Consider the following 24370-nt stretch of genomic DNA (forward strand, 5'->3'; position numbering starts at 1 on the left):
GGTACTCATACCGTATCGGGCGGGGATTATCATGTAAATCATCGCCTGTCATGTATGCGTAATACAGATAGGTGGGCTGACGGTTGCAGCGGATGAAAGATTAGTCTGCACCGCCCTTGAAATCAGCAAAACTGTGTAAGATGGAGCGGTTGAACGTGGCGCTTCCGCCGGTTCTCAAGCTAGAACGGATACACCGTGAATATTCTGATTATCTGCCTCTATATCGCGGCGCTGATTATTTTTGGCCTGGTGGGGCATCGGCGTTCGGGAACCAACGAGGAGTTCCGGGTGGCCGGCCGCCGCTTAGGCCCCGTGCTCTACACCGGCACCCTGGTGGCCCTAGTGCTGGGTGGCGCCTCAACCATCGGCGGCGTTTCTCTGGGATACACGCAGGGTCTGGCGGGCATGTGGCTGGTGGTCTCCATTGCCCTGGGCGTGATTCTGCTGAGCCTTTTCTTTGCTCCCATCATTACCAAATTCAAGCTCTACACGGTGGCGCAGGTACTTACTGCCCGCTACGGGTCAAAACTGACCTCGCGGGTTTCCTCGGTGGTGATGCTGGCCTACACCATCATGGTTGCCGTAACCTCAACCACCGCCTACGCCTCAATTTTCCGCGTGCTCTTTGGCCTGGACTCCGCCTGGTCAATTATTCTGGGCTCGGCTGTGGTGATCATCTACTCCATGTTGGGCGGCATGTGGGCGATTACCCTCACCGATATGTTCCAGTTCGCCTTCATGACCGTGGGCATGTTCTTTCTGCTGCTGCCCCTCTCCCTCTCGGCGGCAGGTGGCTGGGAGGGGCTGACCACCCGCCTCGACGCCGAATTCTTCAACCCCGGCTCGGTGGGTCTACCCTCCCTGCTGACCATGTTCGTGCTCTACACCCTGGGCCAGCTCTCCGGCCAGGTCATCTGGCAGCGGGTCTTCACCGCCCGCTCTGCGCGAGTGGCCCGCTGGGGCGGCGTCACCGCCGGTCTCTACGTTGCCGCCTACGGTGTAGCTGGCTCCGTGATCGGCATGTCTGCCCGAGTTCTGGAACCGAATCTTGCTAAGCCGGACGACGCTTTTGCGACTCTCGCGCAGAACTACCTCCCCGCGGGCTTGGGAGGCGTGGTGCTTGCCGCCGGCGTGGCAGCCATGATGTCTACGGCTTCTGGCACTTTGATTGCCGCCTCTACCATTATGCGCGTGGACATTGTACCTATGCTGACCGGCCGCCCCGCCCCTGAACCGGGCGTTGGCTCGGTACGCTCTGATCGGGTGTACCTGGTGATTCTCGGTGTGGTGGCAACCGTTTTGGCACTGGTGATGACAGACACCGTGACAGCCATTCGCCTAGGCTACAACATTCTCATTGGTGGACTGCTGGTGGCTATTCTGGGCGGTCTCATATGGAAGCGGGCCACCGGGGTTGGCGCTGCCCTCTCCATCGCGGCAGGCTCCGTGGGCGTGTTTATTGGCATTGCCATCTTCGGGGTTACCGCCAATCAGCCCATCTACATTGGCCTGGGTGCCTCACTAATCTTCTATGTAGCTGGTTCCCTGCTGTCTAAGCCAACCTCGCCGGAGATTATGCAGGCCTGGGAACGGTCGAGGGTTTCTTAGCTTTCTCTTGCCGCCGAGCGGTGGATTTTAGGCTTAAATTTGGGATTTTTTAGCCTAAAATCCACCGCTCGCCTTTACCTGCTTGACCCTCACGCAACGTAAGTTCATAGAGTCCTCAGTGTCAGTTCAAAAGGAGGGCACATGCACGAGAAACTCACGGTAGGTCAGGTTGCCTCTTTAGTTGGGGTTAGCGTTCGCACACTTCATCATTATGAGGAAAGTGGGTTGCTCAACCCGGCACGTACACGTTCTGGTTACCGTGTATATTCTTCTGCGGACATCGATCGGCTACAGCAAATTTTGGTGTATCGAAGCCTCGATTTTTCCCTGCACGAGATTCAGGAGATTCTCGAAACCGGAAACGCAAAGGATTACCTGTCTCAGCAGAAACGCCTTCTGATTGAAAAAATTTACCGGCTGCAGTCTGTTTTGGCTGCGGTTGAAACCATGATGGAGGTCAACACTATGAACCCCACCGCTGCTGAAAAAGCACGCGCAATGCACGCAAAGTACCGTGATGAGGCAGAGTCCCGTTACGGTGCTTCCCCAGATTTTCAGGAGTCGGAGCGTCGCTCCGCCAACTTCTCTGAAGCTGATTGGGCGAGCATGATGGAACGCACCGAGCATTTTGAGGCTGCCTGTGCTCAGGCAATGAATGACGGCGTCTCCCCGGGTAGCGCTGAGGCAGGTGAGTTAGCGGAGCGTCACCGGGAGCTGATGAATCTGAACTTTGATTGTTCGTATGAGAAGCAGGTTCTCATTGCCAAGACCTACGTAACCGATGAGAGGTTCACTCAACACTACAACAAGCGGGCAGAGGGCCTTGCTCAGTGGATTCACGATGCTGTACTCGAAAATGCCAGGGCTCAGGGCGTTGATGTAGACGCAGCAGAGTGGAAGTAACCTTGAAACGCGAGTGGTGGATTTTAGGCTTAAATTTGGGATTTTTAAGCCTAAAATCCACCGTTCGGCACAGAAGAGACTCAAGTTATCCACAGATTTATTAAACAGGCTCTAAAGGGGTGTTTTTTCTGCCATTCTAGTGGCATGAAGAAACCACACTTTCCACCCGTATTTTCAGTTGCAGAAGCTCAGGCCCGCGACCGCACCTAAGAGAGTTGAGCAGGCCGGGGCCTGAAGTGAGGAGGGATCGCTGTGCAATCAGTTGAGAGAATCAGTGAAATAATCACGGAGGTTTTCTCTCCGTTCGTTCTTTCTGGATTGCTCTTGTGTCTGATTGCTGTGGTGACAGACCCCGGGTGGGTTCTGCCGGTGGGCCTGTCGCTGGTGTTTATTGTGGGGCTACCCTTTGCACTGTCAGTGTGGATGCATCGCACCGGGCGCACGAGTGATCGCTATATCCAGGAGCGGCAACAACGCACCCCTTTCTATGTGGGTACGCTGGTCTCTTACGTAGTGGGGGCGGTTTCTCTGAATCTGGTGGGCTCTAGTGCCCAGATGCTACTGGCTCTCAACCTATCAATTGCTGCCATTCTGGTTGTTGCCCTAGTCAATCTGAAGGTCAAAGTGAGTGTACATGCGCTGGTGGCGGCTCTCTTTGCGCTGATTGCCCCGCTGTATATTTCGTGGGGCCCGCTGGCTTGGGTGCTTGGCGGGTTGGTGTGGGCATCTACCGTGTGTGCCCGCTGGTCTTTGCGTAAGCATAGTGCACTGGAGCTTGCCCTGGGCACCGCTTTGGGCGGGCTTCTAGCCTGGGTGTTCGTGTTGCTTCGGTAGGCGTTGATGCGTCAAAACTTTTAACATATGGCCTGGATCTGTCAAAAAATCGTGAAATTTTTGACAGATCAGCGGGTTTCAGGGGTGACATGTCAAAAATTCGCTAGATTTTGTACATGACCTGGTCTGCTGACGAACCCTATAACGACCTTCCACCGCTGCCGCCTGCTGAGTACGTAGAAACTACGCCGGTACTTAAGGCGGTGATTAAGGCGCGGGCAGCAATCGCTGGACTGAATGAAGCTCTCGTATCCCTGCCTAACCCCGGCATCTTCCTGCATTCGCTGGCTCTGCTTGAAGCACAGGCGAGCTCTGAGATTGAGAACATCGTAACGACCACCGATGAACTTTTTAGGGCTGCCACTCTTTCTGCGGATGCCAGTGGTGCGACCAGGGAGGCTCTACGCTACCAGAAGGCTCTCTTTGCAGGGCTTGACGCGATGCGGGAGCGTCACGGGATTATCACTGCAAACACTGCTCGGATATCTGTAGCACTATTCGGGACGTCGAAACCCAGGTGCGTCACGGGGAGGGCGTGTATATCGGCAACCCGGTGACGCGTCGTCGTATTTATACTCCGCCGCAGGGCGCTGCTGTGATTGCTGAGAAGCTGAAGAACTGGGAAGAGTTTGTGAACTCTCCTGATGATTTTGATCCTCTGGTTCGGGTGGCCCTAGCCCACTACCAGTTTGAAGCGATTCATCCCTTTGATGATGGGAACGGGCGGACGGGACGTATTCTCAACGTGCTGATGCTAGTATCTGCTGGGTTGCTGACGGAGCCTGTGCTCTATATTTCGCAGAGCATTATCGCTCAGAAGAATGAATATTATCGTCTGCTGAATGCGGTGACGTCTGAGGGTGCCTGGGAGGCTTGGGTTCTCTATATGGTTGAGGCGATCCGAGCTACGGCTGTGAATACCCTACAGAAGATTAAGCAGATTCAGGCCCTTCAGGAGCAGGTGCGGGAGCTTGCTGGGAATCAGGTGCCGGTGGGTGTGGTGGATGTGCTATTTGAACAGCCCTACTGCCGAATTAGGGACGTGGTGGAGCACTGCTCAGTGACCCGCCAGACCGCTACGAAGTACCTGGGGGAGCTAGTTTCTGCTGGTGTTCTGCGGGAAGAAAAAGTTGGCCGAGAGAAGCTTTTCGTGAATGAGGGGCTGATGGAAGTTCTTAGATAGGATTTTTCATCTGAATCAAGCTTGGGAAAGCCCTGGCAGCGCTATGACCAGCTCATCAGCAGCATGGCGAGCCAGCACGGCAGTTGTTCCCGGTAGTCGGCTAGAGAGTTTTAACCGAGTCTCGTTCAATCAGAGGCATGGGAATCAACACCTCGTTACCCTCAGAGCGCACTCCCGAGATGAGATTAGCAGGATCCTCCTGCATCAAAATCTGAGTCGCTGCCTGCCCCATCTGCGCATAGGGTAGGCGAAGGGTCGTTAAGCCCGGGTGCATATAGCTTGCTAGCTCCTCATCATCGAATGAGATAACCGAAATATCCTCGGGAACCGAGATGCCTCGCTCCTGAAACGCCCGGTAGACGCCAAAGGCGATGCGGTCATTGGCTGCGATGACGGCGCTGATATCGGGTGCCTGCTCAAGCACGGCAAGGGCACCGAGATAGCCAGCTTCACCCTCCCAGAGAACCTCCTGGTATTCCGCGCTGAACCCCAACCCGGCAGTGCGCATAGCGTCATCGATTCCTGCCATGCGGCGGGGAATGTTCATGGTTGCGTGTTCGCTAGAACCTGCTGGGGGTCTACCAATGAGAGCAATTTTTTTGTGCCCGTGAGCTACAAGATACTCTACGGCTTGCTGGCCTGCCCTGTGCTCATCGGGCAGGATGGAGGCAATCCCCTGGGCTTTACCGTTGACGACGACGGCGGGCTGGTTGAGCGGAATGTCCACCTTCTGCAGGTTTCGGGCGCGCATGAGTCCCAAGATAAAGCCATCTACCTGGCGGTTTTTCATGGAGGCAAGAGACTTCTGCCAGCGTTGCGGGCTGTGTTCTGTTTCTGCCATGAGAATCATCTGATCGTGGCTCTCTGCCACCTCGAGAATGCCGTGAATCATGGCAGATGCGAAACGGGTGGTAAGAACTTCGTCTGAGATAAAAGCAAGGGTTTGCGTTTTGCCTGTGCGGAGGGTCTGTGCAGCAGGGTTGGGAGTGTAGCCGAGCTCCTGGGCCGCTACTCTGATTCTTTCGGAGGTTTCTGGAGAGATGCGAGATTCGCGATTGTTGAGCACCAGCGAAACCGTTGCCTTAGAAGCACCTGCTTTGAGGGCAACATCGGCAAGAGTAATACGCCGAGCCATGAGTTCCTCCCTGAAATCTTCTGTAACTTCAATTTACCCTATGCAAAACACTGGTAAATCGTTTTATCTACGTGTTATTCTCAAGGTGGTAAAACGATTTATCAAGTGAAAGTCACACTACACCGCTGACAACGAGGTTGGTTGTACTCATGAAAGCTCTAAAGAACCCCTCCTACCTGCAGAGTTCGGTAACGTTCCTGCTCTTCTTCATGTCATGGGGCATTTGGTGGTCATTCTTTCAGATCTGGCTCACCAATGAAGAAAATGGTCTAGGTTTCTCTGGTGCTCAGGTGGGCACCCTTTATTCCATCAACTCCGTAGGAACGCTGGTCATTATGCTTTTCTACGGTACCTTTCAAGACCGTCTCGGTCTTAAAAGAAACCTTGCTGTTCTTGCCAGCGTGATTATGGCTCTCACGGGCCCGTTCATGGTGTGGATTTACCAGCCCCTGCTCGAGACCAACTTTATACTCGGTGCCCTGCTGGGAGCCGTCGTCCTTTCAGCAGGCTTCCTTTCCGCAGCGGGTCTAATGGAGGCAATCGGCGAGCGCTACAGCCGTGTTTACAACTTTGAATATGGCCAGGCTCGTATGTGGGGCTCCTTCGGCTACGCTATCGTGGCACTCATTGCAGGCTTTCTCTTCACCATGAATCCTCACTATAACTTCTGGTTGGGCTCCCTCTTTGGTCTGCTGTGTCTTCTGGTTCAGCTCTTCTGGAAGAACCCTCCAATTCCCGCTGATACCGTTGCGACCAATATCGCTCAATCCACTCCCGGCATCCGCGAGATGTTCTCTCTGCTGAAAATTAAGTCTCTCTGGGCAATCATTGTTTTCGTCTTTTTCTCCTGGACCTTCTACACCGTCTTTGACCAGCAGATGTTCCCCGAGTTCTACACCAACCTTTTTGCCACCCAAGAGCAGGGTCAGCAGGTTTACGGCGTGCTCAACTCCGTGCAGGTTTTCGTTGAGGCTCTCATGATGGGCGTGGTTCCCATCATCATGCGTAAGGTCGGCGTGAAAACTACCCTGATGATGGGTATCGCGGTGATGTTCATTCGTATTTTGGGGTGTGCTATTTTCACAGATCCGGTGGTCATCTCCTTTGTCAAGATGCTCCACGCGCCCGAGGTAGCGCTGTGTATTCTGCCGGTTTTCCGCTACTTCACCCTGCACTTCAACCCGGCCCTCTCAGCAACCCTCTACATGGTGGGGTTCCAGATTGCCTCTCAAATTGGCAACGTAGTGCTCTCCCCGGTGCTGGGTTCTGTGCGAGATTCCATCGGCTATCAGCCCACTTTCTTCCTAATCGCAGGGGTAGTTTTGGTCTCCTTCATCTACGGCCTGTTCGTTTTGAAGAAAGATGATCAGCAGGTAGATGGTGACCCCTTTATCCGCGAGAACCAAAAAGTTGCAGCTTAAGCTGCGCCAGCGTCGTCCTTACCTTTCAATATCGAGGAAAACATGACTGAACAGATTAACCACGCAAAGCTGACCCAGAAACTCGAAGAAGCCGAACGGGCAAATGCAGAACTAGAAAAGTCGGTGAATGACCGCTGGTACCCCACCTTCCACATCGCGGCTAAGGCTGGATGGATTAACGACCCCAATGGGTTGAGCTTCTATCAGGGTAGGTACCACACCTTCTTTCAGCACCACCCCTACGGCTCTACTTGGGGGCCCATGCACTGGGGTCATGTGAGTTCCGAGGACTTAGTGCATTGGAAGCGGGAGCCCATCGCGTTGGCACCCACCCTTGAGGCCGACCGGGACGGCGTGTTTTCGGGTTCCGCGGTCACCGGCGACGACGGCAGGCTCTATGCCTACTACACCGGCCACCGCTGGACTAATGGCATTAATGAAGATGAGGGTAGCGACCAGGTACAGTGCCTGGCAACCTCAGAAGACGGCGTGCACTTTGAGAAGCAGGGTGTTGTAGTTGAGGGCCCTCAAGAGCTCCCTAACTTCCGCGACCCCAAGGTTTTCCGGGTGAGGGAGACCTGGTATATGGTCTTTGGCGCCACCTCAACAGAGAACCGCGGCCAGGTGTGGATGTATACCTCTACAGATATGTTTGAGTGGACCTTTGACCGTATTCTCTTTGAGGATCCAAACCCTGAGGTCTTTATGCTTGAATGCCCCGACTTCTTTGAGCTCAACGGCAAATGGGTGCTGACTTACTGCCCCATGACGCCTACACCGGCAGGCTACGACCACCGCAACTCTCACAACGCCGGTTACGTAGTGGGAGACTGGGCCCCCGGTAACGACTTTAGGCAGCTGACCGACTACCGGCAGACTGATCGCGGCCACAACTTCTACGCGCCGCAGACCTTTGAGGCTCCGAACGGACGCAGGCTCGGCTATGGGTGGATGGGCTCTTTCAGTATTCCACTAGCTCCTCAGCTCACCGATTCGTGGTCGGGCCAGCTGACCGTTCCGCTGGAATTCTCTCTAACCGAAGATTTGAAGCTGGCGCACCTGCCCATCAAGGAGCTGGAACAGCTACGCGGGTCGGAAAAGGATCTGGGTGCCTTTACCCTGGACATCAATAACGACATGGTGGTGCTCGATGAGTCTGCCGCCTATGACCTGGAACTAACCATTAACCTGGCGGAGTCCACTACAGAGCGAGTTGGATTGCAGGTTGGCTTGACTGAGGACGGTGCCCACACCTACGTCGGTTATGACCGCCTGGCGGGAACCCTCTTCATTGATCGCCGTCTTGCAGGCAACGGCGACCGCGGCTACCGCGCCACCCCCTACGTAGCCGGTGAGAAACTGAAGCTACGGGTACTGGTTGATCGCGGTTCGGTAGAGGTTTTTGCCGATGACGGCGTGGAGTCGCTTTCGTCCTTCACTTTCGCTAATGCGGGCCCCCGTGCGCTGGTGCTTTCAAGCGAGTCGGGTACTCTCACCGTGGATTCTCTTAAAGTATGGGAGATGGGTTCTATCTGGAGCTAGCTTCCTATAGCGCGAGCGGTGGATTTTAGGCTTAAAAATCGCGGAATTAAGCCTAAAATCCACCGCTCGACAGGGAACTAGAAAAGCCGCTCCCCCGTCTTAGAGCCGTACACCTTATCAATAGAGACGATTCTGCGCACCACCCGCTCGGTGGGGTTGCCCTTTCGGTCAGCCTTGGGCTCAAATTCCACGGTGAGATCCACCTGGTTCTCTATATCCAGCGAAATGCGTGCGGCCTCGGCATAAATCACATCGGTTGCTGCAATAGTAGACCAGCTCTGCGGAGCATTCTTGGGCCTGAAATAGATGGTGTTATTGGAATTCTTGTGCCCATCGATGGTGCCGCGCAGAGGTGCCCGGTACTTACCAATCAGGTCAGCTTTCAGGGCATCAATGAGCCGGGCCCCGCCCCGACTAGTCAATGACAGAGCCTCATCTGCCCGGTTGGCCTGAGAAATAGTGCCACTCAGCTGCCAGCCGTTATGGGAGACCACCGCAACCGCCCTACGCACGGCCTCCCGCGCACCCGGAGTTTGCAGGGGCTCAACCAAAGCGTCAGGGTCAACTTCATCCGCAGCCGAGGCAAGGGTAAAAGCCCGGAAAATCGCCCGCAATGCCTCGGCCTCAATGGTGTCTTCAGGAAAATCCTCGAGCGGCAGGTGCTCTTCCATGGCATTACCCAGCTGCCCCGCGCCGTCCAGCTCCGGAGCCCTAAAAATCAGACTCACCCGCCCCTGCGGAGCCGCCAGTTCTTGCAGTTGAACCGCCCGGGTCTTGACCTTCCTCTTGGTGGCGCGGCCGTTAGAATCCCGCGATTCCTCGTAGCGGTCTTCGGCCACCGCGTGGCTGATTGCCCGCGCCGCCTCGGCAATGTGGGTGATAAAACGCCCCAGCGCCTCGGCGTCGGTGTGGTTACCTTCAGCGGTACCGCCGCTGATGTGAAGCTGGACGGCGAGCGCCCCCTTCTCTGCCTCATCTGCAGCCTGGGTGCCGCTGGGGTGGGTCTTTACTACCATGCTCGCCTGCCTCACGTTGTCTGATGTACTTCCATACTAGGCGAGTGGGTAGGCTAAAGGGGCTTTTTAGCCGTTGTCTGCGGCGTCGTCGCCGTCAGAGTCGCCCTCGGAATCAGTATCTGAATCATTGTCTGTTCCGTTGTCATCGCCGTCAGAGTCGCTCTCTTCTGAGGCTTCTGCCGACTCCGTTGCGTCGTCACCGTCATCATCGCCCTCGGTGGTCTCAGCAGACTCTTCTGCGGCGTCGTCGCCGTCGTCATTAGTCTCGGTGTTGGCGGGCTGGGACTGGGTCTGCTCGGGGGCGTTGTCCTCGGTTTCCCCACTATCGGAGGAGCCGCAGGCAACCACGCCGAAAGCAAGGGCCAGGGCGGCGAGGGTGGAGGCAGAGTAGCGGGTGACTGACTTCATGGTGAATACTCCTAAGATTGCTAAGTAAACTTTCTATCAAAGCCTAGTGTTCAGCCTAACACGAGGGGCCATTTTTTGACCGATTTTCTAGAAAAACCGGTCAAAAAATGGCCCCTCGCGGCAGGAAAATCCTAGGCTACATCCTCGCTAATGAGCTCGGCGGCACGCTCGCCGATCATGTAGCAGGTGATGTTGGGATTCACGGCGGTAATCTCGGGCATCACCGAGGCATCGGCAACGCGCAGGCCGGTGACTCCCTTTACCCGCAGGCGGGAATCCAGGGGAGCCATCTCATCGGAGTCGGCCCCCATGCGCACGGTGCCGACCGGGTGGTAGACGGTGTTGTGGCAGTCGCGCACGTAGGCAGCCAGTTCCTCATCGGTCTGCTTATCGATGCCGGGGAACTGCTCTTCGCCCTTCCACTCTGCCAGCGCGGGCTGCTCCGCAATCTCGCGGGCCTTGCGGATTCCCTCCACCATAATCTTCATGTCGTAGCCCTCTTCATCGGTGAAGTAGCGAGGGTCAACCTTGGGCTTGTCGCGGAAGTCCATGGAGCGCAGCCGCACGGTGCCGCGGGAACGGGCGTGGGGCACGTTGGGGGTCAGGCAGAAAACGTTGTTGGTGCCCGGCATGCCCCGGCGCAGGGTGTGCATGTCAAAGTTGACCGAGCCGTAGTGCATCATGAAGTTGGGGCGGCCGGGGAACTGCTCCTCCAGACCGGTTTCCAGGTTGGTGAAGATACCGATTTCCCACCACTGGGTGGAGTCTTCAACCATGGGCTTCTTGGCCTCCCACTGGATAACCGCCTCGGGGTGGTCCTGCAGGTTCTCACCCACACCCGGTGCATCGACCAGGGTCTCAACGCCCACCTCAGCCAGGTGAGCCGCAGGGCCAATGCCCGAGAGCATCAGTAGCTTGGGAGTGTCGATGGCTCCGGCAGAGAGAATAATCTCCTCCCGAGCTTTAATGACACGCGGGGTGCCAAAAGCATTGTCTACCACCTCAATGCCCACCGCCCGCTTGTTCTCGTCCAGCAACACGCGCTTAACCTGGGTGTTGGTCAGCAGGTGGAAGTTCTCGCGGTCACGGATGGGGTGAATGTAGGAGACCGACGACGACGCCCGGGTGCCATCTTCCTTACGGTTGATCTGGAAGAAGTTAGCGCCGTTGGTCACGGTCTTGCCCGAGTTGAACTGGGTGCGGGGAATACCGGCCTGCTCGCAGGCGTCAAGGACGGCGACGCCACAGGGGTCTGCCGGCGGCACGTTCATCAGCCGCACCGGGCCCGAGTCGCCGTGGTGCTCGTTGCCCGCCTTGCCGGCGTCCTCATTATTCTCCAGCTGCTTGTAGAGGCGGAAGGCGTTTTCGGCGTTCCAGCCGGTGGCGCCGTACTTGGTCTCCCACTCGTCCATGTCTTCGGCGGGTGCCCAGAAGGCGATGCAGGAGTTGTGGGAGGAGCAGCCGCCCATCACCTTGGCGCGGGCCATGCGCATGAAGGAGTTGCCGTTTTCCTGCGGTTCAATCTGGTAGTCCCAGTCGTAGCCGGATTCGAGCAGCTCCATCCAGCGGTTGAGCTGTAGGATTTCGTCGATGCCCTCGTCGTCGGGGCCTGCCTCGACCAGGGCCACCTGCTTGGTGGGGTTCTTCTCGCTCAGCCGGGCTGCGGTGGCCGCACCGGAGGAGCCGCCGCCCACAATAATGAAGTCAAATTCCTGGTTTTCTGCCATAATTCTTATTCCTTTCTTGTGTTCAGCGGCTTACTTGGTGTCTTCGAACCAGCCGGTCACCGCCGGGGCGGTGTTGTGGTAGATGTGCTTGGTTTCGGTGTATTCCGCCAGCCCGTGCAGACCCAGTTCGCGGCCGGTGCCGGACTGCTTGTAGCCGCCCCATTCTGCCTGGGGCAGGTAGGGGTGAAAGTCGTTAATCCAGATGGTGCCGTGGCGCAGCTGGGCGGCAATGCGTTCTGCGCGACCGGCGTTGGAGGTCCACACAGCGCCTGCCAGGCCGTAGTGGGTGTCGTTGGCGGTGGCAACGGCCTCTTCTTCGGTGGTGAAAGTTTCAATGGTGACGACGGGGCCGAAAGCTTCGTCGCGCACCAAGGACATGCCGCGCTTGACCCGGTCAATCACGGTGGGCTTATAGAAGAAGCCCTTTTCCAGCTCGCCCTCGGTAGCCCATTCGCCACCGGTGAGCACCCGGGCGCCCTCTGCCCTACCCGCCTCAACGTAGTCGGTGACTTTCTGACGATGTTCGGCGGAGATCAGCGCACCGGTCTCTGCCTGCTCATCGAAGGGCCCACCCAGGCGGATGTTTTCCGCCCGGCGCACCAGCTCGGCGGTGAACTTCTCGGCGATGGATTCTTCCACGATAATGCGGGCACCTGCCGAGCACACCTGGCCCGAGTGCACAAAGGCGCCGTTGAGGGCGTTGTCTACGGCGGCGTCAAAATCAGCGTCAGCAAAGATGACGTTGGGGTTCTTGCCGCCCAGCTCCAGCGCCACCTTCTTGACGGTGGACGCCGCCGACTCAGCGATCTTGCGACCGGTCAGTAGACCGCCGGTAAAGGAGATGAGGTCGACGTCGGGGTGGCTGGAAAGCGGGGCACCCACCTCAGCGCCGGCGCCCAGCACCAGGTTGGCAACACCGGCGGGCAGGCCCAGCCGATCCAGCACGTCCATCATCAAGATGGCGGTGTGGGGGGTCAGCTCGGCGGGCTTGAGCACAAAGGTGTTACCGGCTGCCAGGGCAGGGGCAATCTTCCAGGCTGCCTGAAGAAGCGGGTAGTTCCAGGGGGTAATCATGCCGCACACGCCCACCGGCTCGCGCACAATCTTAGAGACCACAGTGGGGTCGCCGGCATCGACCATACGACCGGCGTCCTGGCCTGCAACCTTGCCGTAGTACTCAAAGCAGTTGGCGATGTCATCCATGTCGATCTCTGACTCCACCAGGCGCTTGCCGGTATCCAGAGATTCTGCGCGGGCAAACTCGTCTTTGCGCTGGCGGAGCTGCTCCGCCACCTTAATCAAGAAGCTACCGCGCTCGGGAGCGGTAATATCCCAGGCATTGTTGTCGAAAGCGGCCCGGGCAGCAGCAATCGCCTTCTCGGTATCGGCGGCGGTTGCCTCGGCTACCACACCCACCTCTTCACCGTTAGCGGGGCAGATAATGGTTCGGGTGCCGCCCTCAATTGCTTCAACCCATTCACCGTTGATGAACAGAGTTTTGCTCATTATTTGTCTCCTTTATCTGAGGAAGTTCCAAGTGCAACAGACCCCGTTGAGGTGTCTTCATCTCTAAAATCTTGCGACCAGTCAATCAGGCCCGTATCGGTGCCGATAATCTGGGTTGCGCCTGTTACCGGAGCAACCCCATTGGCAAGTTCTACCGGGGTAACACCCGAAAGCCTGATAAATTCCAGGTGCCTCTCGTGGTTATCGAGCACATCGTGGATAATCTGCTCCTTGGTATAGCCAAAGATGTCATAGCCGCGCGAGCCGGTCATGGCAAAGGGCTCCAACCTGAAGTAGAGATCCTCATCTTGGTCCGTGGTCAGCAGGTACTTGGGGGTCTGGCTGGCCACCGGGTAGACCTGGTAGATGAAGTCCTGCTCGCCGTCCATGTGCTCGGTCAGCATCAGGTAGGGAAGCTGCGTGACGTCGTCCTGCCCCTTCTTAACCTCGGCATTGACTCCCGCCTCGCAGAGGGCGGTGGAGACCTCCTTGAGGGCCGGCTCCACCGTCGAATCCATGTAGCGCTGAATATCGCGGGCATCGGGGTAGGAGACCGAGCGCGCCAGGCGCTGGCGCCAGTTGCGCTGGTTGGTGGCGGGCTCAATACTCATCGCGCGGTTAGAGGCACGAATACCCGCCAGGGCAGCAGCCCGCGAATCAATCTGGTGCCGCTCTAAGCGCAGAGCTTTCCAGAGGCCGAACATTACCAGGTAGAGCACCAGGGCAAAGGGAAGGCCAAAGACGATGGTTGCCGCCTGCAGGGTGGCAATACCGCCCACCAGCAGCATGGCGATGGTCAGCAGGCCGGTGGCAACCGCCCAGAAAACGCGCATCCACTTGGGGCCGTCTTCGTTGGGGTCGTCAATGCGGCTGGCGAAGTTAGACATCACCAGGGCACCGGAGTCAGCGCTGGTCACGTAGAAGAGCAGGCCGGTGAAGGTGGCAACCGCTGCGGCGGGAACCGCACCGGGGTACTGGGCCAGCAGGGAGTAGAAAGCCTGCTCGGGCTCGTTCATAATGACCTCGCCGAAAGCGGAGTTCCCCTGCTCGTAGATGATCTCTAGGGCAGCGTTACCGAAAACGGAGATCCAGAGCAGAATAAAGATAAAGGGAATGGTCAGGGTGCCAATCACGAACTCGCGAATGGTACGGCCGCGGGAGATGCGGGCCAGGAAGAGCCCCACAAAGGGCGACCAGGCAACCCACCAGGCCCAGAAAAAGAGGGTCCAGCCGTTCATCCACTCAGTGGGGTGGTCGTAGGCCATGGTGTCCATGGTCATGCCGGGAAAGCGGCTCAGGTAGTCGCCCAGGTTCATGATGATTGCGTTCATGATGGTCTCGGTTTTACCCATCACCAGCACGTAAATCATCAGGGCCACCGCCAGGTAAATGTTGAGCTCTGACAGGCGGCGAATACCCTTGTCAACACCAGAAACCGCCGATGCAATCGCCAGGGTCACCGACACCACGATCAGGCCAATCTGCACCGCGGTTCCCTGTTCCCAGCCGAAGAGGAACTGTAGGCCGTAGTTAATCTGGACGACGCCAATGCCCAGGGAGGTCGCGACGCCAAAGACAGTGCCCAGGAGGGCGGCGACGTCCACGGCATCGCCCATTCCACCCTTAATACGCTTTCCAATAATGGGGTAGAGGGCCGAACGAATCGAGAGGGGCAGGTTGTAGCGGAAGGCGAAGAAGCCAAAGGCCATGCCCATCAGCGCGTACATTCCCCAGCCGGTAATGCCGTAGTGGAAGAGGGTCCAGACCACTGCCTGACGCGCCGCCTCGGCGGATTCCCCCTCACCCTGCGGCGGGGCGTAGTACTGGGTTACGGGTTCCAGTACCGAGTAGAACATGAGGTCAACGCCAATGCCCGCTGCAAAGAGCATGGCGGTCCAGGAAAAGAGAGAATACTGGGGGCGGGAGTGGTCTGGCCCCAGGCGGGTGTTGCCCTGCTTGGTGAAGGCAACCACGATGATAAAGACCAGCACCACCGTGGCGGTGAGAACATAGAACCAGCCAAAGCTGGAGGAAACCCAGCCAACCACTGCGCCCAGCGCCGTCTCGGCTGAGGTGGGGGAAATAATGCCCCAGAGCGATACTAGAAGAACTCCCAGGGCAGCACCGGAGAAAACCCTCCAGTTGGTTTTGAGATGTGAGCCTTTAGCTTGAGGCTTCTGTGCTTCTTCACTTGGTGGAGCAGAAATATGACTGCTGACGCTCAAGTTTTGACTCCTTCTGCGCTTCGACCGTGTGTGGTTCTGAACCGAAGTTCTGAATTTGACTCGGGAAAACTTAAGGACTCTACCAAGATGTAAGCTGACTTAGTAGGTTTTTTGCAACCAGGGTTACAAATTTTTTCCTAAAAACCATTGTCTGATTAGGCAAAACTTTGACCTCGAAAAAACCAAGCTGGCTGACTTAACTTTTGGTCATAATGACCAAAAATCGACAGTCTCCCGGGAATGAGGCGCGCAAGTCCGAGCGCTCGGAAGAACCTAAAAGCTACCTCCAGCTCCCCCGCCCGAGAAAGTTGAACCCCCACCAAAGGACGATCCGCTAGCAGAACCAAAGTCGCCACCCGAGGGATTAGTGCCAGCTCCCGAATAGAGGGTAGGTGAGGCGAAGTAGAGGGGTATCCAGGTCTGAAAATTTCCCGCATAGAGGGTGTACTCGGCACCATCTTCTGCGGCTTGCTCCCGTCGTTTTTGGTTGAACTCCTCTTCGCCCTGAGCCGGGGGTTTCTTATGGTGGCGGCGGTAGGAGCGGTAGGCCTTTGTGATTTCATCGGTAATCTCAAGGCTCGGGTCAGCCGCCTGAGCCTCGGCGATTTCCCGATCTGCGATGCGGTTCCATTTGCGACGCTCAAGCCAGGCCCACCCCAGAACCAAAGCCACGAATAACCCAATAAGGCTAAAGACCACTATCAGTACGATATTTTCTGTCTTTCGCTCTTCAGCGATTGCCGCCGGAGTATTACCGGAGGCAAAGGTGTAGAGGTCATCGACTGCCTTTTCTAGGCCCTGATAATAGCGACCGTCTTCAAAGTCGGGGGTCAGAGAACTGTCAACCACCTCTTGCGCCTGGTCATCGGTCACGCTCGATTCATCAGAGATCGAGACATACAGCTCGCGATTCTCCATATCCACCGAAATCAGCAGGCCGTTGTTATCGCCAATCTGCCAGGCATTACCCACCGCAGCCGAGTAGTCTTTGACCTCACCGCGATCTTCACTATAGGTGTGAATAACCAGCCGCGCGGCGTCGTCCTGCGCATTATGCTCGTCAATGCTGGCATTGAGCCGCTGCTCCTCAGAATCGGTGAGAATATCGGCTTCATCGAGAATATTGCCCTGCGCCGGGCGGTCAGGAATCTTACTTTCGCCGGACGACGCACAACCGGCGAGCGCTACAGAGGCCAGGGCCAAAGCGGTGAGTTTGTGGAACGTGCGGGCGGTTGAGATAGTCATGGTTCCTTCCTCGCATAAGTGCCTCTATCCTAGCAAAAGTGATGCAGCACTCAGCGATGAAGGTGCCCCTATAGAATGGTCTGCATGAGCTCCCTGCCCTACTTTGAAGTTGACGTTTTCTCCACCGGCCCCTTTACGGGTAACCCGCTGGGAGTGGTGGCTAGCGCCAATGGGCTCACCACCGAGCAGATGCAGGCGATTGCCTCCTGGACCAACTTTTCAGAGACCACCTTCCTGCTCAAGCCAAGAAACCCCGAGGCAGACTACAGGGTTAGAATCTTCACCCCCGCCAGCGAGCTACCCTTTGCCGGGCACCCCACCCTGGGTAGCGCCCACGTGTGGAGGCAACTGGGCGGAATTCCGCGCAACGAGGGGGTTATTCAGCAGGAGTGTGCCGCCGGACTGGTTGAGATCAGGGCCGAGCAGAGCGGCTACGCTTTCGCCACTCCCCCGCTGATTAAAGAGGGCCCGCTGAACGAAGTAGAGCTAGATCAGGTCACAGAATTTCTTGGAATTACAAAAAATGAGATTCTGGCTCACTCCTGGGGCGACAACGGCCCCGGCTGGGCCATGGTGCAGCTAGAAAGCGCCGAGAAGGTGAGAGCCCTTTGCCCCGTCGGTAGCGCCCCGCTGAAAATCGGGGTGGCTGGCATGTTTGAACAGGGTGAGCACGCCTATGAGGTTCGGGCTTTCACGGGAGTCTCAGAAGACCCCGTCACCGGCTCCCTCAACGGGGCCCTTGCCCAGTGGATGCGCGCCCGCAACCTTGTACCCGCCGTCTACACCGCCAGCCAGGGCACCGCGCGCGGCAGGGCGGGCGTCATCCGCCTTCAGGACGACGCCGGTCAGCTCTGGGTGGGCGGTGACGTGCGGGTTTGTGTTCGGGGAGAACTTGAGGTGTGACTCGCTACTAAATCTTTACCCCCGAAATGCCCGGGATACCTCCAGACTTCAACCTAAAATTTAAGGCATGAAATCTCACGCACCCCTAGAACTTCGCCCTACTTCAGAAGCAGACCGCACCTTTATAGCGCGCCTGAATTTTCTGACTGACACCTTTGGCGATGAAACTGCTCAACTTACCCCCGAGTTTGATCAGGATTTCCGTTTTTACGTTGAAAATTGGGACCCGGTAGACGGCGGTTTCGTCGCCTGGGCGGGTAATGTTCCCGCCGGCGGCGTGTGGCTGCTGTGGGGCTCTGCCGAACTGCACGGCTCAGGCTTTATCGAAGAGGGCACCCCCGAGCTCGCTATCGCTATTGAACCTCGCTTTAGGGGAACCGGACTTGCTTCCCAGCTGCTTGAGGCAGCAATCGATCTTGCCCGAGAAATCGGTGCGCCGGGAATCTCTCTGGCAGTTAGCTCCGGCAACCACCAGGCCCGCGGGGTTTACGAGCACAAGGGCTTTGGTCTGGCCGACGTTGAGTCAGACTCCGATAACTACACCGTGATGGAAATCCGCTTCTAAAACCTAACGAATCCAAACACCCTGCCGCGCGCGCCATCCTAAAGTGATGGCGCGCGCGCCCATATAACCTAAAACATACGAGACTACCAGCCAGACAAAAGCCGCCGTGGCGGCGTCCTCACCCCTAAAAATCAGATGAACAGCCGCTAGCATGGGCAGGTAGGTGGCCAGGTTAACCACCGAGGCAAGGCCCAGATAGCGGGCGTCCTGAGCGCCGATGAGCACGCCGTCCAGCACAAAAACGTAGGCGGCCAGCGGTTGCCCCACCGCCACCACCAGCAGGGCCAGGGCGAAGAGGTGCTGAACCCGGGCGTCGGAGGTAAACATCCAGCCGCCGAAGAAACCCACCAGCGGGGTCAGCGCCCCCGTGACCACGCCGAAGGTCAGGCTCCAGCGCACCAGCGAATCTTTCAGCCGGACGACGGCGGCGCGGCCGGTCTGCGAGGTGAGGTCAGCGGCACCCATTTCTTTTCCGAGCAGAGCCTGGGCGGCAATTGCCAGAGAGTCCAGCGCAAAAGCCAGAAAGCTAAAGTAGACCGACATGAGCTGGTAGGCCGCTAGATTTTCGGGACCCTGCCGGGTTGCCACCACCACGGTCAGCAGCAGGGCAGCGCGCATGGCAAGATTGCGGAGCATGAGCCAGGAGCCCAGGGAAAAGACCGAGACAAGACCTTTTCTCTCGGGCAGCAGACCCACCCCGTGCTTTTTCATGCCCGCCAGCACCATAGCCGACATGGTCAGGCCCATTGCCCACTGCAGGGCGGCGGTGGCTATAGTCGAGCCTGCCAGACCGAGGCCCACCGGGTAGACCAGAAGCCAGCTCAGACCCAGGTTCAGCGCGGCGCCGAGGCTGGCAACGTAGAGGGGGGTCTTGGTGTCTTGCAGCCCGCGTAGCACGCCCACCGCCGCCAGAACCAGCAGCATTCCGGGCAGGCCCGCCAGGCTGGGTAAAAGGTAGGTTCTCGCCTGGGTGAGAATCTCGCCCTCGGCACCAAGTGCCCGGAGAAGGGGCGTGGCGGTGAAGGCACCCACCACCGCCAGCACCGCGCCGGTGAGCAAACCCGCCGCCATGCCGTTGCGCCCGGCAGTAAAGGCTGCTTTCAGGTTCCCCGCGCCGAAGGCCCGCGCCACCGCCGGAGTAGTGGAATAGCTGAGAAAGACCATCAGGCCCACCACGGTCTGCACCACGTTGGAACCCAGGGCCAGCCCCGCCAGCTGGTTGCTGCCCAGATGCCCCACAATCGCCGTATCGCCCAGCACAAAGAGGGGCTCGGCAATCAGCGCGCCAAAAGCCGGCAGCGCCAGGGCTAAAATTTGGCGGTTGAGGCTGGGATTCTTCTTTCCCTGAGAGCTAGGGGGCTGGGCTTGCTGGGAGCGGCTTGTCATGCCTTCCACTCTACTCGGCGTCTCGGTGGTGCAGAAAAGCGGTTTTCGGCGTCAACTTCGCAGCCGAAAACCGTTTTTCTGCACCAGTGACCTAGAGGGTCGCCAAGCGGATATAGTCGTCACCCACCACGGTCTCTGTCAGCGGAAACTCCCGCTCCCCCACAATCTCAAAACCAGCCTTGGTGTAAAAACCGTTGGCGCGGTGGTTAGCTTTCGCAGTACCCAGCCACACAGAGGTAAAGCCCAGTTCACGGGCATCGTCAAAGACCCTGTCCATCATGGCCTTGGCCGCCCCGGTTCCTCGAGATTCCGCGGCCAGGTAGAACTTGCTCAGGTAGGCAGCACCGGCCACCTGCTCCGGATTGTTCTCGGTATTCAGGCCCAGAAGGGTGTAGCCAATGAGTGTGCCCTCAGCCTGCTGAGGGGCCAGCCCCACCGCGCCCAAACCCGCCAGGCGAGTATCGCCGGGGGCGGCGTCGTCCTGCGCCACCGCCACGTTCACCCGCCAGTCTTCCGAAGTCACAAACTCGCGGAAGTTAGACTCACCCAGGTTCTCCCGAATGAAGGAATCAACGGCCGGGCCGGGTAAATCATCTGGCGCGGCATCGGGAAAGGTGGTCTGGGCCAGGGCAACAAGCGCCGGAAGGTCATCGAGGGTAGCGGGGCGCACAAAAACAGTCATGCTGAATAGAGTACGACCTGCCCAGAGAATACGCCAGGTGGGTAGTCAGGCCCGTAAGCCAACTGGCTGGGGCTGGCGTGAATCACGGTGGGAGCGAAGCGACCCTGTGAGAGGGTCAGTTGGCACTAGGGCCTGACCACTCATCTGAACCTAGCTCTGATAAGCAATCTCCGTATAGACCGGTTTGAAGCCAAACCGATCATTGATAGCGTTCATGTGGCTATTCAAGTCTGAGTTACCGGTAAAAATTCTGGCAATCCCGGGCGCCTCTTGCGCCAGTACCCGGTAGTTGGCCAGCTTCACCGCCGTGCCCAGCCGGTGGCCGCGATGGGCGGGCATCACCAGGGTGTTCTCCTGAAAAGCCACGGTGTTTCCCTCTACCCCGCTGTAATTAATTTCGGTCTGGGCGGCGATTGACCCGTCGGGAGCAAAGGCTACGGTAATGATTGCCCGCATGCCCCTTGCCTCTAGCCACTGCTGCATCTCCCGCACCCGCTCTGCGGTGTAGACGGGGGCTTCATTCTGGACGGCGCCGGTCGGCTCATCGAGGTCTAGCTGGCGGAGCACCACCCCGTAGTTTTCTAGCTGGCCCTCGGGGATTCCAGAGGTCCAGGTCTCTAGGCGATAATCCCCGGTGTGCCCGGCAATTTCGCTTTCTATCTCCTCGCTAACGGCAGGGGAAAGCGGCAAATCCAGGCCTTTAAAGGTGGCGGTATTCTTAGCCTCGACTCCCAGGCGGGAGGCAATCTTGTTCCAGGGCAGCTCGGCAGAGGAAATATCGGCCCCCGCCGGCGCCCAACCCCAGGTGCTGATGCGCTCCCGGCCGCTCTCTTCAACCTTCTCGCGAATTTTATCGACCAGGGCAGAACCCACTCCCCTGCCGCGAAAATCCGGGTGAATTGCCAGGGCCACCTGCGCGGTATCTAGGTTTTCCTCCAGCGGCAGGGAGACCAGCCCGATTCCGACCAGTTGCCCAGCGCCGTCCCCACCCTCAGTCTCGGCAACCCAGCGGAAGTCCCGCCGAAAACTCGACTCGGTGAGGCCCGCCCGCCGCTGCTCAACGGTAACGGGCGTGGAGACCCCCATCATGTCGAGATCATCGGCGCGGGCAAGCTCGTTGAGCTGGCGCATCTCTTCGTCGGAATCGAGATTGATAGCGCGGATTGTGAATTGAGTCATAGGCATAACCCTAAGGGGTTGAGAGCGAGAAAACCAGACTCCTGGCAGTTACTAGTAGCCCTTGGTGTAGCCGCGCAGCTCGTCGAGCTCCCGGCGCTCCTTCTTGGAGGGGCGACCGGTTCCGCGGTCTCGGCGGGGTAGCACGCCGCTGCTGAGATAGGCGGGGCGGGGCTCGGAAAGATCGTTGTAGCAGGTCACCGCCACCGGAGCGCCCACCCGCTTGGTCAGGGTCTTTTTCACCTCAAAAACCCGCTTCCAGCCGGGATAGCGCACCCTGATGATGTCTCCCGGTTTTACCTTCTGCGAGGGCTTCACATGCTCATCGTTGACTCGCACATGACCCGCGATGACTTCATCTTTGGCGAGCGAGCGCGTTTTGAAGATACGCACCGCCCAGAGCCACACGTCAATGCGCACGGGGGTCTGCTGTTCAGCGCCTGCCTTGTTGGTACCGGAATCCATCTCTGCCATGCAACCAGGCTAGCAGGGTGCTCCGAAGCTCCCTCGCGCTCCCGCTTGCCAGGGTGCCCTCCCGCAAGAATAAACTGGGGGTTATGGCTCTGACTTTTGACTCCCCCGAATCGCAGGCGGCGCTGGCGAGCGTGCGTTTTCCACCCGTGCCTGCCGAGAATTGCTCAACCTCCGAGACGGGCAGTATCGCGGGTACAGCCACCCACGCGGAAAACTGGTTCGCCCTGGAACAGCCGGGCAGTTGGGGTCGCGATATTCTCGACGGCACCGCCTTCGACCGCGATCTCGCCACCCGCGTGAGCGCTGCGGTCAAAAAGGCGGGAGACTACAAGTTTGTGCTGATTCGAAAGCCGGGTTCACGCGGGTCGGCGAGAATGCAGGACGACGCCGCCCGGCGGGTCTTCATCGCCCGCACCAGCCCGAGGCAACAGGAACTTTTTACCTTTACAGTCTCGGGGCCAGAAGAATTGCTTTCGCTGCCGCTCAAGACCCCGGAGAAAATACCCGGAGTTCAGCGCTGGGATTCCCAGGTGGTGACCCTGATTTGCGCCCATTCTCGGCGCGATCAGTGCTGTGCCCTGCGCGGACGGCCGATTGCCAGCTACCTCGCCTCTCTGAGACCCGATGGCACGGTCTGGGAGTGCTCCCACCTTTCGGGCCACCGTTTTGCACCGACCGGCCTGGTGCTACCCAGCGGCTATACCTACGGCCGCCTGACTCCCGAGACCGCCCTGGCCGCTACCGTTTGCCTGGAAGAAACCGGCGTTCCCTCACTGGCCAACCTGCGCGGGCGAGCCTGCCTAACCCAGGAGCAACAGGTGGCAGAAATTGCGGTTCGGTCGGCACTGTTTGATACCGGCGAAGAACCCGATGCCGACGCTTTTTCTTTTGACTTGTTAGATGATTCTCAAGATTCCGCTATTACGGCGGGAACCACGCCGCAGCAGCGTGCGGGAGCCGGGGCAGCGCCGTCCTTAGAAAAGAAGGCGAAGCTGACGCTGGTGCGGCACCGGGACGGGCGCCGCTGGCAGGTGGCTACTGCCGCAGAGAAGGTGGGACCGGTGCGGGAATCCTGTGGGAAGAAGCCGAAAATGGTTTCTTCCATGCAGGTTCTGAGCGTGAATGAGCTCAAGCACTAGCTTGCACCGGAGATTAAGCGCTCCTGGCGGCTTTGCTCTTTAAAGAACAGACGCCGACCTCTCTTTCGGTCTGTTTTAGATTCCGAAAGAGAGGTCGGCGCCTATTGTGCGAGCCGGAGACTACTTCTGCTGCTTGTCTTCGCCCGCCTTGGAATTGCCCTTGAGGTCAGATGCCTTTTTGCCGGGGTTGTCCTTGGGGTCGAAGCTGTAGTCGTCTTCGCTGTTCTCAAATTCAGCCATGAGGCCTCCTCTATGGTGCTTTTCGAGCAAGATTGCTAAGCACTCTTGCTATTACTAGGGATTCTACACCGCCCCGCGCCCCTGCCAATAGTTCCCTTTGGTTGATTATGTGCAAACTAGTTTGCACATAATCAACCAAAGGGAACTATCGAGCAGGTCTAGATCTGCAAGCTCAACATACGAGCAGCCTCAGCCAACTGGCGTCTGCAGGCCAAAATATCATCTACAGAATACGAATCATCGTGGGTCACCACATTGACGGTGCCGCTAAAAACACCTTTCGAATTCCAGAAGGGTAGGGTGAGGCCAATAGTTCCCAAATCCCTCTCTGAGGAGCTGAGATAGTAGCCCTGCTGCTTGATGGTTTTCAAATCAGACTCAAGCTTTTCACGGGTCTGCCTCACACCGGTGCTCAGATATTCCCCCTCATACCGCTCCAGAAAATCCCCCCGGGCCTTCTCCGGCATGTACGCCAAGATGACCTTTCCTCCGCCAACACTCAGACCCATCCGCTGGCCCACCACCAGCTGATAACGCATGGGGCTAGGTGCCTCAACGCGGGCCGTTAAGACCCGGCTTTCGCCAGACTGCACAAACACACTGGAAGTAAATCCCGTGCTCTGCGTAATTGAAGTCAGAAGAGGAAAAGCTGCCGCCGAAGTGCGGTCTTGGTAGGTAAAAGCCCAGGCCAGCGGCAAAACAGCAGCGCCGAGCGTGTAGCCTGCCTCCGTGAGATTTACATAGCTGCGGTCAATAAGATGGTTCAGCATTCTTTGCGCAGTGGCAACGTGCAAACCGGTCTCTTTGGCAATATGGCTCAATTTAGCCGGTGAATTTAAGGTGCTCAGATGCTCAAGAATGGCCAAAGCCCGGTCTAATGTCCGCCCCTGATTTGACTCTGCCACAGCGTTACTCCTCATGTTTACGGCGATCCACCCCCATTATCCAACGGGACTCCCCAAGATTAAATACTCCGTGAAATAGTCTTGACAGATTTATGACGCCCATCACTATAATCTTTTAACTTATCGCTACACGGTAGTAGCTATCAC

The 24370-nt window shown here is 57.8% G+C and carries 22 protein-coding genes; 10 read left to right on the forward strand and 12 right to left on the reverse strand.

All coding sequences use genetic code 11. The features are described 5' to 3' along the window. The first annotated feature begins 195 nt into the window (after window positions 1–195). The 5 genes from IEV00_RS09580 to IEV00_RS11170 all read left to right on the forward strand — a co-directional run bounded on the left by IEV00_RS09580 (window position 196) and on the right by IEV00_RS11170 (window position 4528). A complete protein-coding gene (locus IEV00_RS09580) occupies window positions 196–1608 on the forward strand; it encodes a sodium:solute symporter family transporter (RefSeq protein WP_188360150.1) in 1413 nt (470 codons plus the stop codon). 141 nt (window positions 1609–1749) lie between these two features. Further along, window positions 1750–2511, forward strand: coding sequence for a MerR family transcriptional regulator (locus IEV00_RS09585; protein WP_188360151.1), 762 nt, complete (start codon window positions 1750–1752; stop codon window positions 2509–2511). 342 nt (window positions 2512–2853) lie between these two features. Next, window positions 2854–3345, forward strand: a complete 492-nt coding sequence (locus IEV00_RS09590; protein ID WP_188360152.1) for a hypothetical protein — start codon at window positions 2854–2856, stop codon at window positions 3343–3345. A gap of 116 nt (window positions 3346–3461) precedes the next feature. Then, complete coding sequence (locus IEV00_RS11165; protein WP_229723179.1) at window positions 3462–3902, forward strand: Fic/DOC family N-terminal domain-containing protein; 441 nt, start codon at window positions 3462–3464, stop codon at window positions 3900–3902. Beyond that, window positions 3881–4528 carry a Fic family protein gene (locus IEV00_RS11170; RefSeq protein ID WP_229723180.1) on the forward strand — a complete coding sequence of 216 codons (648 nt, stop codon included), beginning with the start codon at window positions 3881–3883 and terminating at the stop codon, window positions 4526–4528. Before IEV00_RS11165 ends, IEV00_RS11170 begins: the two co-directional genes overlap by 22 nt. 100 nt (window positions 4529–4628) lie before the next feature. Here the strand turns inward: IEV00_RS11170 and IEV00_RS09600 are convergent, their stop codons facing one another. Then, window positions 4629–5663, reverse strand: coding sequence for a LacI family DNA-binding transcriptional regulator (locus IEV00_RS09600; RefSeq protein ID WP_188360153.1), 1035 nt, complete (start codon window positions 5661–5663; stop codon window positions 4629–4631). Window positions 5664–5812: 149 nt separating this feature from the next. Here IEV00_RS09600 and IEV00_RS09605 point away from each other — a divergent pair, with 149 nt between their 5' ends. Both IEV00_RS09605 and IEV00_RS09610 read left to right on the forward strand, forming a co-directional pair. Continuing rightward, window positions 5813–7084, forward strand: coding sequence for an MFS transporter (locus IEV00_RS09605; RefSeq protein WP_188360154.1), 1272 nt, complete (start codon window positions 5813–5815; stop codon window positions 7082–7084). A gap of 42 nt (window positions 7085–7126) precedes the next feature. Next, complete coding sequence (locus tag IEV00_RS09610; protein ID WP_188360155.1) at window positions 7127–8626, forward strand: glycoside hydrolase family 32 protein; 1500 nt, start codon at window positions 7127–7129, stop codon at window positions 8624–8626. Window positions 8627–8703: 77 nt separating this feature from the next. On the opposite strand, the gene IEV00_RS09615 is transcribed toward IEV00_RS09610, so the two are convergent. The 6 genes from IEV00_RS09615 to IEV00_RS09640 all read right to left on the reverse strand — a co-directional run bounded on the left by IEV00_RS09615 (window position 8704) and on the right by IEV00_RS09640 (window position 16753). Beyond that, window positions 8704–9642 (reverse strand): hypothetical protein, encoded by a 939-nt coding sequence (locus IEV00_RS09615; protein ID WP_188360156.1) that lies wholly within the window; start codon window positions 9640–9642, stop codon window positions 8704–8706. A 66-nt stretch (window positions 9643–9708) separates the two neighbouring features. After that, a complete protein-coding gene (locus IEV00_RS09620; RefSeq protein WP_188360157.1) occupies window positions 9709–10050 on the reverse strand; it encodes a hypothetical protein in 342 nt (113 codons plus the stop codon). A gap of 131 nt (window positions 10051–10181) precedes the next feature. Then, the gene (locus tag IEV00_RS09625; protein WP_188360158.1) at window positions 10182–11777 is read right to left on the reverse strand and encodes a GMC family oxidoreductase; all 1596 of its coding nucleotides are present in this window, start codon (window positions 11775–11777) and stop codon (window positions 10182–10184) included. Between the two features lie 30 nt (window positions 11778–11807). Then, window positions 11808–13283: an aldehyde dehydrogenase family protein gene (locus IEV00_RS09630; RefSeq protein ID WP_188360159.1), complete on the reverse strand. Its 1476-nt coding sequence runs from the start codon at window positions 13281–13283 to the stop codon at window positions 11808–11810. Next, on the reverse strand, window positions 13283–15508 hold the full coding sequence (gene betT / locus IEV00_RS09635) for a choline BCCT transporter BetT (protein ID WP_229723181.1): 2226 nt from the start codon (window positions 15506–15508) through the stop codon (window positions 13283–13285). Before betT ends, IEV00_RS09630 begins: the two co-directional genes overlap by 1 nt. A gap of 273 nt (window positions 15509–15781) precedes the next feature. Further along, window positions 15782–16753, reverse strand: coding sequence for a TPM domain-containing protein (locus tag IEV00_RS09640; protein ID WP_188360160.1), 972 nt, complete (start codon window positions 16751–16753; stop codon window positions 15782–15784). Between the two features lie 75 nt (window positions 16754–16828). Between IEV00_RS09640 and IEV00_RS09645 the strand changes: the two genes are divergently transcribed. Next, on the forward strand, window positions 16829–17656 hold the full coding sequence (locus IEV00_RS09645; protein ID WP_229723182.1) for a PhzF family phenazine biosynthesis protein: 828 nt from the start codon (window positions 16829–16831) through the stop codon (window positions 17654–17656). A gap of 67 nt (window positions 17657–17723) precedes the next feature. Then, window positions 17724–18221: a GNAT family N-acetyltransferase gene (locus tag IEV00_RS09650; protein ID WP_188360161.1), complete on the forward strand. Its 498-nt coding sequence runs from the start codon at window positions 17724–17726 to the stop codon at window positions 18219–18221. Between the two features lie 3 nt (window positions 18222–18224). On the opposite strand, the gene IEV00_RS09655 is transcribed toward IEV00_RS09650, so the two are convergent. The 4 genes from IEV00_RS09655 to IEV00_RS09670 all read right to left on the reverse strand — a co-directional run bounded on the left by IEV00_RS09655 (window position 18225) and on the right by IEV00_RS09670 (window position 21939). Beyond that, window positions 18225–19607 (reverse strand): MATE family efflux transporter, encoded by a 1383-nt coding sequence (locus tag IEV00_RS09655; RefSeq protein WP_188360162.1) that lies wholly within the window; start codon window positions 19605–19607, stop codon window positions 18225–18227. A gap of 91 nt (window positions 19608–19698) precedes the next feature. Next, the gene (locus IEV00_RS09660) at window positions 19699–20289 is read right to left on the reverse strand and encodes a GNAT family N-acetyltransferase (protein ID WP_188360163.1); all 591 of its coding nucleotides are present in this window, start codon (window positions 20287–20289) and stop codon (window positions 19699–19701) included. Window positions 20290–20439: 150 nt separating this feature from the next. Beyond that, a complete protein-coding gene (locus tag IEV00_RS09665; RefSeq protein ID WP_188360164.1) occupies window positions 20440–21468 on the reverse strand; it encodes a GNAT family N-acetyltransferase in 1029 nt (342 codons plus the stop codon). Window positions 21469–21519: 51 nt separating this feature from the next. Then, window positions 21520–21939: an RNA-binding S4 domain-containing protein gene (locus IEV00_RS09670; protein WP_373868241.1), complete on the reverse strand. Its 420-nt coding sequence runs from the start codon at window positions 21937–21939 to the stop codon at window positions 21520–21522. 83 nt (window positions 21940–22022) lie between these two features. On the opposite strand from IEV00_RS09670, the gene IEV00_RS09675 reads away from it, so the two are divergent. Continuing rightward, window positions 22023–23078, forward strand: a complete 1056-nt coding sequence (locus IEV00_RS09675; RefSeq protein WP_188360165.1) for a ferredoxin family protein — start codon at window positions 22023–22025, stop codon at window positions 23076–23078. A gap of 398 nt (window positions 23079–23476) precedes the next feature. Here IEV00_RS09675 and IEV00_RS09680 read toward each other — a convergent pair whose 3' ends face one another. Continuing rightward, the gene (locus IEV00_RS09680) at window positions 23477–24223 is read right to left on the reverse strand and encodes an IclR family transcriptional regulator (protein ID WP_188360166.1); all 747 of its coding nucleotides are present in this window, start codon (window positions 24221–24223) and stop codon (window positions 23477–23479) included. Window positions 24224–24370: the final 147 nt, after the last annotated feature.

The organism is Rothia aerolata (genome assembly GCF_014635585.1).
GTDB lineage: Bacteria > Actinomycetota > Actinomycetes > Actinomycetales > Micrococcaceae > Rothia > Rothia aerolata.